At 61.7% G+C, this 17,298-nt stretch carries 19 protein-coding genes and 1 pseudogene; 9 read left to right on the forward strand and 11 right to left on the reverse strand.

Features of this window, described 5'->3' with window-relative positions:
• Genes OCH239_RS16305 through OCH239_RS16355 form a run of 11 tightly spaced genes read right to left on the reverse strand, consistent with a single transcriptional unit; the run spans position 1 to position 7,992 of the window.
• Positions 1–663: a VirB8 family type IV secretion system protein gene (locus OCH239_RS16305; protein ID WP_037264949.1), complete on the reverse strand. Its 663-nt coding sequence runs from the start codon at positions 661–663 to the stop codon at positions 1–3.
• Positions 663–1,676: a TrbL/VirB6 family protein gene (locus tag OCH239_RS16310; protein WP_037264951.1), complete on the reverse strand. Its 1,014-nt coding sequence runs from the start codon at positions 1,674–1,676 to the stop codon at positions 663–665. The genes OCH239_RS16305 and OCH239_RS16310 overlap by 1 nt, the downstream gene beginning before the upstream one ends.
• Entirely contained in the window at positions 1,677–2,069 is a 393-nt protein-coding gene (locus OCH239_RS16315; protein WP_244430370.1) for a hypothetical protein, read from the reverse strand. It abuts the gene before it with no gap.
• Positions 2,066–2,803 carry a type IV secretion system protein gene (locus OCH239_RS16320; protein WP_037264953.1) on the reverse strand — a complete coding sequence of 246 codons (738 nt, stop codon included), beginning with the start codon at positions 2,801–2,803 and terminating at the stop codon, positions 2,066–2,068. The genes OCH239_RS16315 and OCH239_RS16320 overlap by 4 nt, the downstream gene beginning before the upstream one ends.
• Before the next feature lie 23 nt (positions 2,804–2,826).
• Entirely contained in the window at positions 2,827–3,933 is a 1,107-nt protein-coding gene (locus tag OCH239_RS16325; protein ID WP_051489539.1) for a lytic transglycosylase domain-containing protein, read from the reverse strand.
• Positions 3,930–4,121, reverse strand: coding sequence for a hypothetical protein (locus OCH239_RS16330; RefSeq protein ID WP_037264955.1), 192 nt, complete (start codon positions 4,119–4,121; stop codon positions 3,930–3,932). The genes OCH239_RS16325 and OCH239_RS16330 overlap by 4 nt, the downstream gene beginning before the upstream one ends.
• Positions 4,112–6,544 carry a VirB4 family type IV secretion/conjugal transfer ATPase gene (locus tag OCH239_RS16335; RefSeq protein WP_157577909.1) on the reverse strand — a complete coding sequence of 811 codons (2,433 nt, stop codon included), beginning with the start codon at positions 6,542–6,544 and terminating at the stop codon, positions 4,112–4,114. The genes OCH239_RS16330 and OCH239_RS16335 overlap by 10 nt, the downstream gene beginning before the upstream one ends.
• On the reverse strand, positions 6,483–6,761 hold the full coding sequence (locus OCH239_RS16340) for a VirB3 family type IV secretion system protein (RefSeq protein ID WP_037264958.1): 279 nt from the start codon (positions 6,759–6,761) through the stop codon (positions 6,483–6,485). Before OCH239_RS16340 ends, OCH239_RS16335 begins: the two co-directional genes overlap by 62 nt.
• A gap of 4 nt (positions 6,762–6,765) precedes the next feature.
• A complete protein-coding gene (locus OCH239_RS16345) occupies positions 6,766–7,047 on the reverse strand; it encodes a TrbC/VirB2 family protein (protein ID WP_051489541.1) in 282 nt (93 codons plus the stop codon).
• 26 nt (positions 7,048–7,073) lie between these two features.
• Positions 7,074–7,595, reverse strand: a complete 522-nt coding sequence (locus tag OCH239_RS22185) for a lytic transglycosylase domain-containing protein (RefSeq protein ID WP_244430371.1) — start codon at positions 7,593–7,595, stop codon at positions 7,074–7,076.
• 40 nt (positions 7,596–7,635) lie between these two features.
• Complete coding sequence (locus OCH239_RS16355) at positions 7,636–7,992, reverse strand: hypothetical protein (protein WP_037264963.1); 357 nt, start codon at positions 7,990–7,992, stop codon at positions 7,636–7,638.
• A gap of 125 nt (positions 7,993–8,117) precedes the next feature.
• Here OCH239_RS16355 and OCH239_RS23370 point away from each other — a divergent pair, with 125 nt between their 5' ends.
• The 9 genes and pseudogenes from OCH239_RS23370 to OCH239_RS16405 all read left to right on the forward strand — a co-directional run.
• Entirely contained in the window at positions 8,118–8,693 is a 576-nt protein-coding gene (locus tag OCH239_RS23370; protein ID WP_037264966.1) for a hypothetical protein, read from the forward strand.
• Between the two features lie 1,014 nt (positions 8,694–9,707).
• On the forward strand, positions 9,708–10,199 hold the full coding sequence (locus OCH239_RS16370) for an Lrp/AsnC family transcriptional regulator (RefSeq protein ID WP_037264972.1): 492 nt from the start codon (positions 9,708–9,710) through the stop codon (positions 10,197–10,199).
• 161 nt (positions 10,200–10,360) lie between these two features.
• Positions 10,361–11,500, forward strand: coding sequence for a glycine cleavage T C-terminal barrel domain-containing protein (locus OCH239_RS16375; protein ID WP_037264975.1), 1,140 nt, complete (start codon positions 10,361–10,363; stop codon positions 11,498–11,500).
• Between the two features lie 29 nt (positions 11,501–11,529).
• Complete coding sequence (locus tag OCH239_RS16380; protein WP_037264978.1) at positions 11,530–12,000, forward strand: OsmC family protein; 471 nt, start codon at positions 11,530–11,532, stop codon at positions 11,998–12,000.
• 4 nt (positions 12,001–12,004) lie between these two features.
• A complete protein-coding gene (locus OCH239_RS16385; RefSeq protein ID WP_037264981.1) occupies positions 12,005–12,805 on the forward strand; it encodes an enoyl-CoA hydratase in 801 nt (266 codons plus the stop codon).
• 1 nt (position 12,806) lies between these two features.
• Positions 12,807–14,498 (forward strand): acyl-CoA synthetase, encoded by a 1,692-nt coding sequence (locus tag OCH239_RS16390; protein WP_051489540.1) that lies wholly within the window; start codon positions 12,807–12,809, stop codon positions 14,496–14,498.
• A 67-nt stretch (positions 14,499–14,565) separates the two neighbouring features.
• Entirely contained in the window at positions 14,566–15,966 is a 1,401-nt protein-coding gene (locus tag OCH239_RS16395) for a selenium-binding protein SBP56-related protein (protein ID WP_037264984.1), read from the forward strand.
• A 12-nt stretch (positions 15,967–15,978) separates the two neighbouring features.
• Complete coding sequence (locus OCH239_RS16400; protein ID WP_425280293.1) at positions 15,979–16,629, forward strand: hypothetical protein; 651 nt, start codon at positions 15,979–15,981, stop codon at positions 16,627–16,629.
• 396 nt (positions 16,630–17,025) lie between these two features.
• Positions 17,026–17,298: pseudogene (locus OCH239_RS16405) on the forward strand (zincin-like metallopeptidase domain-containing protein); the annotation flags it as partial.

Genomic DNA, 17,298 nt, shown 5'->3' on the forward strand with positions numbered 1-17,298 from the left:
TCACTCCTCCAGGGTTTCCGCATCGACGCGATAGGAGGTGACCACAAAGCCGAGCGGGTTGGCCCAGACCTCCTGCAGGCGCTGGCGGGTGTCGGGGCGGAACTCATAGCCAAGGGTGGCGACATAGGGCCGGGTGATTGTGCGGGTGTCACGTGACTTCCGAAGAGTCCGGGTGAAGCGCACCTGGGCGAGCCCAGGCTCGATCTGGTTTACCGACCGGATGACGACGTCTATCTTGGCCTCGCTGCCATAGACGGTGATGGGGTAATCGGCGTTGGTCGAGGACCAGAGATCCCGCAACGTGCGCGCGGCGTCGCCATCTGAGCGCTTCAGGACCGCGTTGATGCGGATCTCGCTATCGGTCAGATCGTAAGTTTCGCGGTCGTCCACATAGGCCACGAGACTGGCTTGGATGATGGCGTCGCTCTCGTCGAGTGTCAGCGCCTCGACCCTGGCCACACGATCCATTTCGCCGGTGTTCTTGTCGACCAGGATCACGAAGGTCTCGATGGATTTGAGAGGGAAAAGCGAGACGGCACCCAGGAAACCCGTGAGCCCAACGGTGACGCCGACAGCCGCGACAGCATAGGCAACACGCTCGCGCCGCCTCGGCCCGAAGATAAAATCCGCCTCGAAGGCATCCTGATCGAATGCCGGCTTCATTAGCTCCTCCGGAAGGACTTGGTGACGGCCAGGAGCGCCGCAGGCGAGCGGCGGATGAGTTGATTGCCCTGTGTTGCCGCATGGCTCACCCCTTGGCGGAGCTCGTAAGGTGTACGCCCGGTCAAAAGGCGTCCGGCGCCGCCGATGCCGTATTCACCCGCGTTGACAACGCCGCGTCGCGCGAGCCCTGTAAGGCCAACGGCGTTCGACGCAAGGGCCACAACACCGGTGAGGTTCGAGGCGATCGACGGCACCGCCAACATGATGCCCGCCGACAGGAGCAGGATGACAAGAAAGGGCAGGATCAGGCTGACGGTCTCGACGCTGTCGGGATCGACCGATGCCTCGCCAACGGTTTCCGCAATCGCAACAATGATGCCCGCTGCCCCCGCCGCCGCAACAGGCATGAGCGCGTAGCCGATCGTGGCCCGGGACCAGGCCTCGAAGAGCGACTGGGTCGGCTTGAAGAGTGAGGTCAGGATCATGAAGGGTGCAATCACGATCATCAGCGTGAAGACGATCCGGCCATAGGCAACGATACCGGCCGTCACGGCCGCAAACAGGGCCGATAGAACAAAGAAGATCGCACCCAGGACCGCACCGAAGACCCAGCCCGCACGATCCCCGATCGCGTCACCATAAGCGGTGATCCGGTTCACCATGCTGCCGAGGCTTTCGTAGACACCAGCTTCATTGCCTGAGTCCGTCAGCGCCAAGATGGAGGCACCAATGCTTTCTGGGACGTCAGTGGCAATCAGATAAACGACTTCAAAGCTGTCCCAACTCTGCGCAAATATACCGATGAGTGATATTTTCAGTCCAAAGGCAAAGGCACTTCCAAAGGTCATGGGTTGAACCTGCATGACGACATTTATGCCGATGACGATGAGTAGCAGGATCGACCCGGCTGTTAGCGTATCTCCCACAGCACCTGCTGACGCTACGAAGCCATCCTGAGAGACGGTGGCGATCGCTTCATCCACCTGGCCTAGAATATCGCTGATAATGCCCATCTACTCGATGGAGCACGCATCGAGGCGTGCACCTTCGAGGTTGGCGGCTTGCTCGTCCAAGGCAACCACATCGAACGGCAGACGTGGATTATCCGAAGTTACTAATTTCTCGGAGCGTTTGACCACTTCAGCCCATGTGAAATCGGTCAGGAAACATATGCATTCCTTGGTCTCCTGCCATTTCTCTGCCGCCATGATACGCAGGATCGCGCGGTAGCCGTTCCGGATATAAGCTGTCTCAGCGAGGTCCTTGGGCGGCCGCGGCGCCTTGCACTCGTCATCAGTTTCGACTGGTTGGGCCATCGTATCGAAACTTTGCGCCGGCACCTCGCATGGGAATGCGAGCATCAGCGTGCATAGGGACGGAACAAGAATGCCGGGGGCAGGGATCATCTCGGAACCTCCATTGAGCGGAACTTGCGTTCTTCGGCGAGAGTGGCGGCATCGACGACCCCGAGCTGACCCCCGTTGACCCCAGCGGCCGCTTCGAGACGCCAGATCTGCGTGAGGATGATGCCAAGCTCCGCGGTGACACGGGTGTTGAGATCGACCGCCGCCTTGAGGCCCTCCTGGTCGTCGATGAGCCCGACCATGGTCTCCAGGCGGTCGAGGCTCTCTCCCGCCTCAACGTGACTGGTCTCGGCCGCCACCGAGAGCATGGCGCTCGCACCGACCTGTGTGGCGATCCTCTTGTCCGCCGGCTGCACACTTTCCGAAAGCGAGGTGAGGCGCTCCTGGGTGAAGCCCGATCCGGAAAGAACACGTTCAACCACAACGCCGAGATCTGCCTCAGGGCGAAAGCCTCCCAGGAAGTCGCCGGCGGCGAGCGCTTCCACGGTGCCGAGCGGCGCTGTCAGCTTGCCGCGTACTCGCTGGAACTCTGCAACGCTTGCGAAAAGCCCGCCTAGTTCGTTGCCCTCCACAAGGGCGGAGAGCTGGGCCTCAAGGTTCACAAGCTGGGCCGATTGCGTCTCGAATTGCTGGCGCATCGTCGCCAGCTGCTCGAGCTGGATGGTCAGATCTTCTGCCATGTGATCGAGCTGCAGGACCAGTTGCCGCAATTGGGCATTGTCGAAGGTCGGGACACCCTGGGCGAGGGCCGGGGCGCCGGAGAGGCCGCCAAACATACATGAGAGAAAGAGCCAGCGTCTCACCGACCCACCTCCATGCGCATGAAGTCCCGCTCCGTTAGCCGGTCGGCGACCAGGTGCTGGCCATGCGCGGCCTTGTGCTTGCGGCTGGCCGCCATGAGGCGCAGCCGCGATGCCAGAATGCGGCCGAGCTCGGCGCGGGCATAGGTGTTGTGCTCAAAGGCGCGTTTTGCATCCGGCGTCTTGTCGATCCGGCGAATGATGGCGGTCAGCCGTGAGATCACCTGAGCCGTGAGCGCGTGGCTGTCCGCGGCATAGTGGAGCGAGGCGTGGGATATCGAGCTGTATTCGGCGAGCGCCATGTCTTCCGGTGACAGCGTGCCAAGTGCGTCGGCCCCGCCCACGACAGCAAGATACTCGCTGTAGTAGCGGGTGATGTTGCGCACGTAACCTTGGGTCTCGGCGAAAGGGGGCACGCCTCCGTATTCCATGACCCGTCCAGGCCCTGCATTATAAGCGGCAAGCGCGTGCGGGATGGTCCCAAAGGTCTCAAGCTGAGTCGTGATGTAGCGCGCCCCGCCGCGCAGATTGTCCATCACGTCGTAGCGATCGACCCCCATGTCCGATGCCGTGCCAGGCATGAGCTGGGTGAGACCATAGGCGCCGACCGGGCTTTCGGCGGTGACGCTGAACCGGCTCTCCTGCTTGATGAGGGCCTGGTAGAGGCACCGCCACTGAGTTGCGGAGAGGCCGGCGCGGCGGACACCTGACGCGTTTGCGTATTCGCCGGCTACGCGGACGATCATCATCTCGATTGTCTCGCGCGCCTCACCAAAGAGGCGGCTGTCCATTGGGTGATTGTCGGTGGCGGGGTAGACCACATCTGCAGGGGCATCCGAGTGCTCCTCGAACGTCCGGACGTCAAAACCGGGACCGGTCAGGGCAGCGGACATGGCCGTAAGCGTCCGGAGCTGCTCGGTCTCGATGGCAATCAGCGAAGTGGCCGTCCTTCGCTGCGCCTCCTGCACCTCCCGATCGTCGCCAAGATGCAGGAGCAGGGTGGTGAGATGACCAATCCCGCTGCTGTCCCGTGTCGGCACACCCTGCGCGAGTGCCGGAGAGCCAACGGCCAGCGCCGCAAACAGGATGAGAGGCGCGCTCTTCATCGACCCGGTTCGATCGGTTCGAAAACGCAGTCTTTGCGGCTGTATTCCTCCGCCGCGAAGGTCAGCAGCGCAATGGCACTGCGCCCGACCACAGGCGCGCCATCTGCGCCGAAACATGGCGAGGTGGCCTCGGTGTATTTCTCGCAGGCGGCGAGGATCAGAAGAAGACCGGCGAGGGTCAATCGCATGCCGCCCTCCAGAACTCCGGGTCAGCGCGCCAGTCCGGTGAAAAACAGGCCTCGCCCGTGGCACCGCCCCCCAAGACCCGCAGAAGGGGCCCCAGGGCGGAGAGGTCGGCATCGACGAAGACGCTGTCCCCAGCCGACCGCACGAGCGCAATCCGTTGGCCTGCTGTTGTGCGGGTGAGCAGCGCCGCTTCCTTGTCGTTGACCTTCAAGAGGTCGTAATCTGTCGGGGCGCCGCGGTCGTTGGGAAAGAGGATCTGCGTTGGCACGGTCTCCACGATAGTCTTGCCGACACGGGAGGAGGCGAGCTGACCGGGATATTGGGTCAGCATGACCACCACAGCGTTCATCTTCCGGAGCGTGACCAGCCAGTTCTCAAGTCGGATCCCAAAATATGGATCGTCGAGAAGTTTCCAGGCCTCGTCGAGGACAATGAGGGTCGGGCGCCGATCCTCGACAAGTCTCTCGATCCGCCGGAGGATATAGGACAGTACCGCCGTCCGCTCCGTGGTCATGTCGAGGATCTCGGTCATGTCGAAGGCGACGATCTCACCGGAAAAATCGACGCTTACGCCGATCTCGGCCTCATCAAAGACCCAACCGAAACGCCCGCCCGGTGCCCATTCCGCAACGCGGGCACTGAGCTCGCCCTGATCGTCCAGCGGATGGAAGAGCGTCTGGAAGGACACAAAGCGCTGCAGCGTCGACCCCGCGCCGGCGTTCTGAGACACCGCGCTCTGAACGTGACGTGTCTGTTCACCGGAGAGCGTGCCGGCTCGCGACAAGAGTGTTGTGAGCCAATCCGAGAGCCAGGCCTGCCCCCGTTCATCGGTTTCGGTCTGAAGCGGGTTGAGGCCGGTCGGAAGACCGGCGCGGATCTCATTGTAACGACCGCCCAGGGCACGAACCGCCATTTCGAAACCACGATCCTTGTCAAAGAGGAAGAGTCGCGCACCAACCCGCTGCGTCTGGGCTGCCAGAAACATCGTGGTCAGGGTCTTGCCGCTGCCCGTGCGGCCGAGAACGAGCGTATGCCCTACAGTCGGTTCGCTTTGCGCCGATCCAGGTTCGTGGAAGCTGAACCGGTAGGCAGCAGAGCCGACACTGGGCAGGATTGTCATTGGCGTTCCCCAGGGCGTCTGGCCCGCATCCCGCCCTGTGACGCTGCCGTGCAGCGCGGAGAAATCGGCGAAGTTGATCGTCGAGATCGGGGTCCGGCGCGCGCGGTAGGCAAAGTTCCCAGGCGCTTGCGCAAAGTAAGTGGCCTTCAGCGCCATGGTCTCTCGGACGATGACCGCCATTATTTCCTGGCCAAGCCGCTTGATCTCGGCAGCGGCGTGTTCAAGCTCCTCGCGCGTTTCCGCATAGATGGCGATTGATAAATGATGATCCCCGAAGGCGATCCGGCCTGCCTCCTGATCGTCGGCAGCCTCGAGAAGCTGCTCGCGGAGCGAGACTGCAGCATCTTCGGCGGCCCGCATCTGACGGACAATGCGCTGGATGCGCTCGGCCATGATGTTCGCCGGGATGGGCGTGAAGGAGTTGGTGAGAACGATATCCAGTGGCAAATCTAGCCCGTCCATGACCATGGCATCTGTGAGCGCCGGGTAGGACTTGATGCTGAAGAGCGCCCCCAAGCGGGGCCGGCCAGTGGTCGCGCAGTCGATCCGGATCGTGTCGGTCTCGAAGGTCGCCCGACAGGTCCCAAGACAATGGGCGAGGGGCAGGGGAGAACAAGGGGCCGCGATCGGCGCGAATTGGCCCGAAAGCAGCGCTCCGAGGAAGCCGAGCCATTCGCCACCCTCCCGGGTCAAACGCTTCGGGTGTGCGACGGAGAGCGCGGTTTCGAAGAAGCCGGTGACTTCATTCAACTGGCGTGCGCGGGCCGTCTTGTCCTTGACCCAGGCGCGTTTTGCGAGAGCGCCGAGAAGCGGGATGCGCGCTCCGATATCGGGACGCCGCAGGATGCTGAAATATATCCGGGGTGTTTTGGGGGCGAGTTCGCGGAGATGGTGCTGCCAGCGCCGATCAATTTCCGCGGCAAAGTTCTCGCCCGGGACGGCGGGAAGCCCGACCTTCTGCGGCACGGTGATCCGGTGGACGTAGAACCCAAAGGCATTGCCGGTCTGCGCGACGATCGCTGCTACCGCTCGTTTCAGGGCATCGAGATCACCATCCGGGGTCGTCAGGGCCGAGAGGCCGTGGAGGCCAAGCGTCGCCATGAGACTCCCGTCCCGGAGCACGATGAGGTCCCGCTCGTGAAACGCGACAAAGGGCAGGTGCTCGGACAGGTGGCTCTCGAGCGTTGCGGGTCCGCCGCCTGTGGCGAGAAGCGCGCGGCCGGGGAGCGCATACCGAAACCCGTCAAGCGCCAAAGCTGTCGCCTCCGTGCCGCGCGCGGTTCCTCGTCGCCCTGACAACACCATAGGAGACACGGATCACCTCAAAGACATGCGGCTCCTTGGCCGCGACGATCCACAGCACCGGATAGGCAAGAGCTCCGGCGAGGAAGAACACGAAGGACTTCGTCCAGATGAAGGGCAGAACGACACCGAGGGCCAGAACGACGAGGTAGCCGACGGGAAGCCCGAGATATTTTGGGGATCGGGCGAGACCGAGGAAAAGCGGGGATTGCTGGGCCATGGGATCAGGTGAACCCCGCCACTATGGTGCCAGCCGAGAAGATCAGAACAATCCCGATGACGACGGAGGCAAACCAGCCCCAGTTGAGGCGACCCATCATGCACATGAACCCTGTCCCGATCACGGCAAGCGTGGCGACGGCGATACCGATCGGTCCCGTGAGGGCGGCCTCGACCGTCTCGAGCATGTCCTGGATCGGTGAGAGGTCCTGGGCCATTGCCGGGTCGGTCGATAAAAGCAAAAGTCCGATGAAGGCGGAAGCGAGGTCGGAAGCTTTTCGGTTCATCCTCATATCCCCGCCCTCCGACCCCTCTAGTCGAGCCCCAGCACAACCGCTGTTCGGCCGGGAGGGATAAGTGCTCCTTGGGCTGGGCGGGGCGACGTGCGGGCCGACACTCGTGCGCGGATGTTATGTATGCGTGCAATGTAGCGGTGGGTTTCGGGAAACGGCGGCACTCCCCCATATCGGATGACGCGATGCGGCCCGGCGTTGTAGGCGGCGAGCGCGTGATCGATATCTGCGAAGGCCTCGAGTTGGCTGAGCAGATACCGGGCAGACCCGTCGAGATTCTGCGCGATGTCCCGGCGGTCGATACCAAGCGCCCGCGCGGTTTCCGGCATGAGCTGGCCGAGGCCAAAAGCCCCTTTCGGGCTCATGGCCGCCGGGCGGTAGGCGCTTTCGGCTTCGATCAGCGCGCGGAAGAGGGCGTGCCAGTCTTCGGCGTCGAGCCCCACCGGCCCAAGCGCCCGGTTCTGTGCGTGCCGTAACGAGGTTGCCCGAATGGCGTCGAGAATGTCGGCGTGTCCTGGATTGGCGAGCTTGGCGGATATCAATGGGGAGGCCTGTGCAGACGGCCCGTGGCGATGCCAGCCTTCAGTTGTTCTTGTGCTTCCGTCCGGACGGAACACCATCACCTCCGCCCGGGGTGCTGAGGGCAATAGTGTAGTCGCTGCCAAAACACAGATTGCGACCGTCGCCGAACTCGTGGTGATGCTTGAAGAGCCCTGGCCAGATGTTGAAGAGCCGCGCTTCAGGCCCGTAGGGGCCGAAACGGGTGGAAACCAGCACCGCTTCCGGTTCTCTCTCGCGGAGATAGACGCATTGGTAGCGGGGCTTTCCATCGTCCGTGAACCCGACAAGCTCGTACCGACAGCGGAAGTCGACTCCCGACCCGATGAGGTCCTTCACCCCATCGATTGTAATCAAGATTTGGTCTCTCGCGATCGGCACCGGGCACCCCCACTGGGAGCCCTTCTACATTTGGCAGGAAAGCGCGCAAAGACACCGCTTAGCAATATGTAATATTGTGCGATACGTAATTTGGGCAAGAATACGCTTAAGGTTCGGAGGTGCTCATGAGAGTCCCAAAACTGGTAGCCGTCATTCTGCTCGTGTCCTCATTGTTCACGACAAAAGCGGCCCGCGCCTACGACATGGATTGCGCCATCATGCTCTGCATGGCGGGTGGGTTTCCCTCGAGCGATGTTTGCGCAGAAGCCTATGCCGAGATGATCCGCCGGATCACACCCTGGCCGGTTCAGCCGCCTTTTGGCGTCTGTTCGTTCTCCGGGCCCGTCCCACTTGGCGGTGCGTCCGGGGAGCGGGAGCTCGACATCTCAACGCCGGATTATGCCTGGCTTCGCCGGACGCGGGTCCTCTGGTGGAGGAGCCGCCATTGGGGCAACCGCACGGAGGGCACGGAGTATTGGTCCTGGTCTCTGCGGTCCTGCGATCACGAGATCCGCAATTGCCGCATCCTCAGCCGCCGTTACAGCTCGACCACACCGTGGCCGGCCAGCTTTGTGACTGAACACGGCCAGGTTATCACACCCCCCGAAAATGCAGGCCGATGGTTCTCGAACCGCGCCGTGAGGGTCGAGTACGGGGATTACGAGGGTAAGATCAATCACTCGGATTGGGTCCGGTACTGATCCCGGGGATCCGGTAGATCGCGTTCGACAATCAGGTCTGGGGAGATGTCGTCCGGCTTGACCTCCCAAGACTGCGTGTGGAGCCCCGTATTCCAGACATGTTTGAGCCAAACCGTTCGATCTTCGCCATCCAGCGGAAGATAACCCTCTCGAACGGGCACACCGTATATCAGGCGATCAGACATGGACCGATCTGCCCGCGCCCGCCAGCGCATTCAGAGCACGATGCGCTGCAGATCGTGAGAAGCGCCAGCGTCCGTTTCGAGCGGCTCGGATGAGAGTAAGGACCCGGCGCGTTCGAGCTTTCCCAGCCGGCAATGCACGGCGTCGGCATAAAGAGCAGCGCTTTTCCTGGATTTGCGAATTCCAAGCTTCGTGGGGATCAGGCAAAAGCGCGCGGTGGGTTCCCGGCTGGACTGGGAACATTCTCGCATGAGGCACCACGAGGCTGACCAGAGATGCTGGGACAAACGGGTTGGTGTCCTCGGTTCCGACCATGAGACTATTCTCGAACAGTCCATCAAGGGTTGTGCCATCATACAGAGATACACGCAAAATGCGAGCGTGGTGTTTTTCTCAGGCGGAAATATGCCATGCGCCGAGGTCGGAAAAGCGACGGTTGTCGAATGTATGCGAAAGCGACTCGATTCCACGGATTTCGAGATCTTGTGGGGAGGCAGTGCCGAGCAATCCTCACCCAGCTGCCAAGCATTTCGACCCAAAGCGAACCTTCGACGCGCCCCGCGCAAGTGCCTGCTATGCGGACAAAGCTACCGCGCGAGGTCGAACAGTCGATGAATGCTTACAACCCGAAAACCAAAAACGTATCGAGCGCCGAAACGCCCGTTGCCGGGCATTCTGATCCGTAGGGCTCCCGTGGCATCCGTCCCTTGCCGCTGGCAAAGTAGAACCGGTCGCAAAAACTGTCCGCGAAGCCGGGTTTTGCGTGTTAGCAAAGTCGCGACCGGCGGTGTGTCACCGCCAGACCCTTGATGCAGTGCGGATGGACTGAGAATGAAAAGGATTGGTCTCGACGCGACCGACATTCGCATCCTGTGCGCGGTGCAGCAATACGGGCAGCTGAGCAAGGGAAAGCTGGCCGAGATTGCCAACATATCGGCAACGCCGTGCTGGGCTCGTCTGGACCGGCTAAAGGCGGCGGGTCTGATCCGGGGCTATTACGGCGACATCGCGATCGACAGGCTCTGCGATCTGACGCAGGTCGTGGTCACCGTATCGCTGACCCATCATCGCAAGGCCGACTTTGACAGGTTCGAGGCCTTTGTCATGGGCCGGGACGAGATCACAGAGTGCATCGCGACAGGCGGCGGCATGGATTACGTGCTGAAAGCCGTCAGTTCCAGTCTTACATCGTTTCAAGCGCTGATGCAGGCGATGCTGGATGCCGAAGTGAGTGTGGACCGATACATGACCTACATCGCGACTCGTACCGTCAAGGCAGGTCGGCCAAACCTTGCCAAACTGGCGAGAAAAGACGTCGGCTGACACGCTCAGACCAAACGATACAAATTCTGCCCGAAAATTAGCCCGTCCAGTCTGGAACTGCCGGTTTTTCAGACCGAGCGTGCCCATCTTTCGAACCTAAATTCGCCGCAGGTTCAGTCGATCCCGGCCCATCCGGCCGGTGGCGCAGGAGGGGAAACAGAATGCACGCAGACGACTTCGGCTTTGGCACACAGATCCGGAAATCACCCTTTTTCGACGCCACCGTACGGTGGGGTGCAAAGGGTTTTTCCGTCTACAACCACATGTATATCCCGCGCGATTTCGGCGATCCGGAACAGAACTTCTGGAACCTCGTCAACGACGCGATCCTGTGCGACGTGGCTGTGGAACGCCAGGTCGAAATCACCGGCCCCGATGCGGCACGCTTCGTGCAGATGCTGACTCCGCGCGATCTGTCGAAGATGGCCGTCGGCCAGTGCAAATATATCCTCATCACGAATGCCGAGGGCGGCATCCTCAACGATCCGATCCTGCTGCGCCTGGCCGAGAACCACTTCTGGATTTCGCTGGCCGACAGCGACATCCTGCTGTGGGCACAGGGCGTCGCCGTGCATTCAGGCCTTGGCGTCACGATCAGTGAACCTGACGTGTCGCCGCTGCAACTTCAGGGCCCGAAGTCCGGCGAAATCATGCAGGCCCTGTTCGGTGACAGTATCCTTGACCTGAAATACTACTGGCACCGCGAACTTGAACTGGACGGCATCCCGCTGCTTGTGTCGCGAACCGGCTGGTCCAGCGAGTTGGGCTACGAGATCTATCTGCGCGACAGTGCGTATGGCGATGCGCTGTGGGAACGCATCATGGTAGAGGGCATGGCCTTTGGCCTGAAGCCGGGCCATACCTCCTCGATCCGCCGGATCGAAGGCGGGATGCTGTCCTATCATGCGGACGCGGATATCAAGACGAACCCCTACGAGCTGGGACTCGACCGCCTCGTGGATCTCGACGTCGAGGCCGATTTCATCGGCAAAGCCGCGCTGCGCCGCATCCGCGATCAGGGTGTCACCCGCATGCAGGTCGGCGTGATCATCGACGGTGCGCCACTGCAACGTCCGAACACCACCTTCTGGCCGATCAAGAGTAACGGCGCGCAGATCGGCAAGGTCACATCGGCGGTCTATTCGCCCCGGCTGGAACGGAACATTGCCTTGGCAATGGTAGAGGTCGCCCATGCGCAGATCGGGACCGAGGTCGAGGTCATGATGCCGTCCGGGCCGACCCGAGCAACCGTCGTGGAGCGGCCGTTCTACGATCCCAAGAAGAAACTCGCCGCCGCCTAATCGGCCCGGCTCATCAAGAGATCCGACCTATGTCCGACCTTTCGATCCAGTTGCACTGGCAGCGTGCGGAACCTGCACTGATGACCGGCAAGTATTCCAGCGCACACACCGTGCAATTCAACAAGGATTGCGAGATCTGCGTGGACGCCGCCCCCGATTGGGGCGGCGATCCGGCCCATACCAACCCCGAACAGGCGCTCGCCTCGGCGCTGTCCAGTTGCCACATGATGACCTTTCTGGCGCTGGCGGCCAAGGCGGCTTGGCCTGTGGCCAGCTACAGCGATCTTGCGGTCGCGTACCTTGGCAAGAATGCGCGGGGCCAGATGTCGGTGACACGGATCGATCTGCACCCGGTGGTGCGGTTCGACACCGGCTTTTCGCCATTGGAGGCCGAGTTGGACAAGATGCAGCACCGCGCGCATCGCTACTGTTTCATCGCCAACACGCTGGCAGACAGCGTGGAGATTAATATTCTTCACCCCGCACACGCGGGGGCCTGATGCCATGCTGAAGGCCGACATCCTGACGCACGAACTGGACGCCGACGGCATCCTGCGTCTGACCCTGAACGACCCCGCGCGGCGCAACGCGCTGTCAGAGGCGATGCTGTCGGAACTGGCGGCCGCCTTTGCAGGGGCCGCTGCCGATCCTGCGATCCGGGTCATCGTGTTTGCCGCGAAGGGGCCCGCTTTCTGTGCGGGTCACGACCTGAAGGAAATGACCGCAGGCCGCAGCGGTTCGGACGCGGGCCGCGCCTATTTCGCGCAGGTTCTCACGCAATGCTCGGGCGTCATGCAGGGCATCGTCACCTGCCCGAAACCAGTCATCGCCGAGGTGACGGGCGTGGCCACCGCCGCAGGCTGCCAGCTTGTCGCCAGCTGCGACCTTGCCATTGCCGCCGACACGGCGACGTTCAGCACCCCCGGTGTTCACATCGGGCTGTTTTGCTCGACCCCCATGGTCGCCCTGTCGCGCAACGTGGCCGCCAAACACGCGATGGAAATGCTGCTGACCGGCGACATGATCCCGGCGGACCGCGCGGTAGAAATGGGGTTGATTAACAGGTCCGTCGCGATCGATGACCTGCGAGACACCACGATGGAGCTGGCGCGCAAGATCGCGTCGAAATCCAGCATGACGCTGGCGACCGGCAAGCGCGCCTTCTACGCGCAGCGCGACATGACGCTGTCAGACGCCTACGACTACGCCACGCAGGTCATGGTCGACAACATGCTGGCCCGCGACGCAGAAGAAGGCATCGGCGCCTTCATTGCCAAACGCGCCCCCGCTTGGCAGGGCGCCTGAAATGACGGACGCGAACCCCTACAACATCGGGCTCGACCGCAACCCCGCGAACCATCAGCCGCTCACTCCGCTGACCTTTCTGGAACGCGCGGCCAGCGTGTTTCCGGAGCATACGGCCATCGTGCATGGCGCGCTGCGGCGTAGTTATGCTGATTTCTACCGACGGTCGCGGCAGTTGGCGTCGGCGCTGACGCAGGCGGGGATCGGGCGCGGGGATACGGTCTCGGCCCTGCTGGCCAACACGCCGGCAATGCTGGAATGCCACTACGGCGTGCCGATGTGCGGCGCGGTGCTGCATTCGATAAATACGCGACTGGATGCGGCGATCATCGCGTTCCAGCTGGATCACGCCGGCGCAAAGCTGGTGATCGTGGACCGCGAATTCATGCCACTGATGCAGGATGCGCTGGCGCTGACGGCGGTGAAACCGGTTCTGATCCAATACGACGACCCGGAATTCACTGAACCGTTTGCCGCTGGAGATGCCTTCGACTACGAGGCTTTCGTGGCGGGTGGCGCGCCTGATTTCGCTTGGCTCATGCCGCTGGACGAATGGGATGCCATCGCGATCAATTACACCTCTGGCACGACCGGCGATCCGAAGGGCGTGGTGTCGCATCATCGCGGGGCCTGCCTGCTGGCACAGGGGAACGCGCTGACGGCGTCCATGCCGAAACATGCGTTCTATCTGTGGACGCTGCCGATGTTCCATTGCAACGGCTGGTGTTTTCCCTGGACGCTGTCAGCCATCATCGGCACCCATGTCTGCCTGCGACAAGTCCGGGCCGAACCGATCTGGGCAGCACTCGCCGATGAGGGCGTGACCCACCTGTGCGGCGCACCGATCGTCATGTCGCTGATGATCCAGGCCCCCGCGGCGGCAAAACGCGAGCTGCATCACAACGTGCAGTTTTTTACCGCCGCCGCCCCGCCGCCCGAAAAGGTGTTGGCGGACATGAAGACAGCGGGTTTCGATGTTGTCCACCTTTATGGGCTGACCGAAACCTACGGCCCTGCGGTCGTCAACGACTGGCACGACAGCTGGTCCGAACTGCCGCTTGCCGAACAGGCGCGTCTGAAATCCCGGCAAGGCGTGCGCTATCTGCCGCTGGAACAGCTCGACGTGCTGGACCCTGACACGATGCTGCCCGTTCCGCGCGACGGCCAGACGATGGGCGAGGTCATGTTTCGCGGAAACGTCGTGATGAAAGGCTATTTCCGCAATCCGCAGGCAACGCAGGAGGCCTTTGCCGGGGGCTGGTTCCATTCCGGCGACCTTGGCGTCATGCACCCCGACGGATATATCCAGCTCAAGGATCGATCCAAGGACGTCATCATCTCTGGTGGCGAGAACATCTCCTCAATCGAGATCGAAGAGGTGCTGTATCGTCACCCCGACGTGGCCGTCGTGGCCGTCGTCGCCATGCCGCACGACCGGTGGGGCGAAACGCCTTGTGCCTTTGTCGAGCTGTCAGAGGGGGCCGACATGGACCCGGACCAGCTTCGGGATTGGTGCCGCAACCATCTGGCGGGGTACAAGGTGCCGGGTCGGATCGCCTTCATGCCGATCCCGCGCACCACGACGGGAAAGATCCAGAAGTTCGTGCTGCGCGAACGGGCACGTGCGCTGGCGGCAGAGGGCACCTCGGCAATATCCGCATCCGCCAAAAAGACAAAACACCCTGCTGTTTAATTCCGGGATAGGCTCGGACCGAGGAGATCGAGATAGGCCAAAGACATTTTCAAGGGAGGAACGACCAATGAACCTGAGACCGGATCCAACGTTTCACGCAACCCCGAAACTTGCCATGGAGGCCCCGCCCGAAACGCTGGCTTTCACACTGATGCTCAGCCCGGACGGATCGCAACCCGACGGACTGGCAGTCGTCGACGTGGACCCCGCGTCCGACACCTACGGCCAGATCGTCCACCAGGTGATCATGCCCAACACCGGCGACGAGTTTCACCATTTCGGCTGGAATGCCTGTTCTGCGTCCCTCTCGCCCTTGTCTGGCCACGCCTTTCTGGAGCGCCGCTACCTGATCATTCCCGGCATCCGGTCGTCGCGTATCTATATCATCGACGTGAAAGAACCTTTGAAGGCGAAAATCCACAAGATCATCGAACCAGAGGAGGTCTTTTCCAAGACCGGCTATTCGCGCCCTCACACGATCCACTGCGGACCCGAAGGCATCTACGTCTCGACCCTGGGCGGAGGCGGCGAGGACGGGACCGACGGCCCTCCGGGCATCTTTATCATGGACTGCGAAACCTTCGAGATCCTCGGCCGCTACGAGATGGACCGAGGAAAGCAGGACAAGCACTATGATTTCTGGTGGAACCTGCCGCGCGACTACATGATCAGTTCGGAATGGGGCCTGCCGCCGCAGTTCGAGAACGGCGTCGTGGCAGAGGACCTTCTGGCCAACAAATACGGCCATTCCATCCACTTCTGGAACCTGCGCGCGCGCCAGAATGTCCAGACCATCGATCTGGGCGAGAATTACCAGATGGCGCTGGAAATCCGCCCGGCGCATGACCCGTCGAAAGACTACGGTTTCTGCGGCGTCGTGGTGGACACGACGAACCTGCAAGGCGCAATCTTCACATGGTGGCAGAGGGACGACGACACGTTCGAGACCAAGAAGACCATCACCATCGACCCGCGCCCGGAAGACCCGGAAAATCTGCCGCCCTTGCTGAAAGGCTTCGGCGCGGTGCCACCGCTGGTCACCGACATCGACCTGAGCCTTGATGACAAATATCTCTATGTCGCGTGTTGGGGCCTGGGCGAGATGCATCAATACGACGTCACCGACCCGATGAACCCCAAATTGACCGGCAAGGTCGAACTGGGCGGCATCGCGCGAGGGACGAAGCATCCCAACGGAAAGACCTTCGCCTACGCCCCGCAGATGGTCGAGATCAGCCGTGACGGCAAGCGTGTCTACTGGACCAACTCGCTCTACTCCACGTGGGACGACCAGTTCTATCCGGATGACGAAGGCGGACAGATGGTGATGGCGAATGTGGGCGAAAATGGCGGCCTGACGCTGGACAAGGATTTCTTTGTCGAATTCCCGAAAGGATACCGCAGCCACCAGATCCGGCTGGAAGGCGGCGACTGCTCGACCGACAGCTTCTGTTATCCGTCGGCGTAACGCGGGATGGACATGACGACGGCAACGGCCCTTTGGTGGGCCGTTGTGGCCTCTGGCGTATATCACGGGATCAATCCGGGGATGGGGTGGCCACTGGCTGTCTCTGCCGCGCTGATGGACCGAACGCCGCGCAGCCTGATCAAGGCGGTCGGTGCCCTTGCCGCGGGGCACCTGCTGGCCATGGGGGCCATCCTGTTTCCGTTCACCGCCCTGATGTTCGTGGCGCAGTGGCAGCGCGAAATCCAGATCACCGCGGCCTGTCTGGTAATCGGGCTTGGCGTCTGGCTGGTCTTCAACCGCCGTCATCCGCGTTTTCTGGCGCGGGTGCCGCCGTCCCGCTTGGCGCTGTGGTCGTTTCTTGCGGCCATGGCGCATGGTGCGGGCCTGATGCTGGTACCGATTTATCTGGGCATCTGCCAGACGGTCGACACCGACGCTGGGCACGCCGCGGCCCAAGCCCTGATGAGCGCCAACGCCGGGATCGCGGTCGGCGTGGCGCTGATCCACACGCTGGCGATGACGCTCTCGGGCGGGCTGATCGCCTTCGGCGTCTACAGGTGGTTCGGGCTGAAGTTTCTGTCCAGAAGCTGGTTCAATCTAGATCTTGTCTGGGCAACAAGCCTCATTCTTGTCGGTGCAATATCGCTTCTTGTTGCGGTCTGACGTGATGTCGTTTTTGCTTTTTTCGCCAGATCATCATCGACGCCACTCACTTTGGTCGAGCATGATCGAAAGCACGCGCAATATCACTTTATTTTAGCGTCATATCGCTCGAAAAAATGGACACGCCGGCCGCGCCAAGCACACGCGTTTATTTTGATTCTGCAGTGTCTGATTCCAGCGAAAAGCAAACGATGTTGAAATCGAGGCATTGGTCAATAAGGGCTCGAAGTTGACCCTCGCCGAGCGGCCAACGAATGGCGGCACTGGCATTTCACTATGCCGCTTTGTCGCGCGGGCAACCCTGACGGGATCAGGACACTAGGTTGTCCCCACGGCGTGTTCCAAAACGCGGCATTATGCGACTTATGCTGATATCGGCATAAGGCCCACGCGACAAAGGCATCCCACCGGCTCGATCGGAGCTTCGGCGCGTCGAGTTTCGGTAAGGAGGCATATGCTAAGGAGGAGTTGGTGGCCTGCTTTTCCGAGGCATTGATTGGCCAGCGCATGAGGTTCTACGCCGATCACATCGACAACCACGCGGCGTATATCGACTCGTGGATCAAGATGCTGAAGGGCGATACGCGGTTCCTGTTCACCGCGGGGGCGCACGCGCAGCGCGCCGTTGACTGGCTGGTCGCTGCGCCGGAGACAGGCGCGAAACAGATG

This window comes from Roseivivax halodurans JCM 10272 (assembly GCF_000521785.1).
GTDB classification, from domain to species: Bacteria; Pseudomonadota; Alphaproteobacteria; order Rhodobacterales; family Rhodobacteraceae; genus Roseivivax; species Roseivivax halodurans.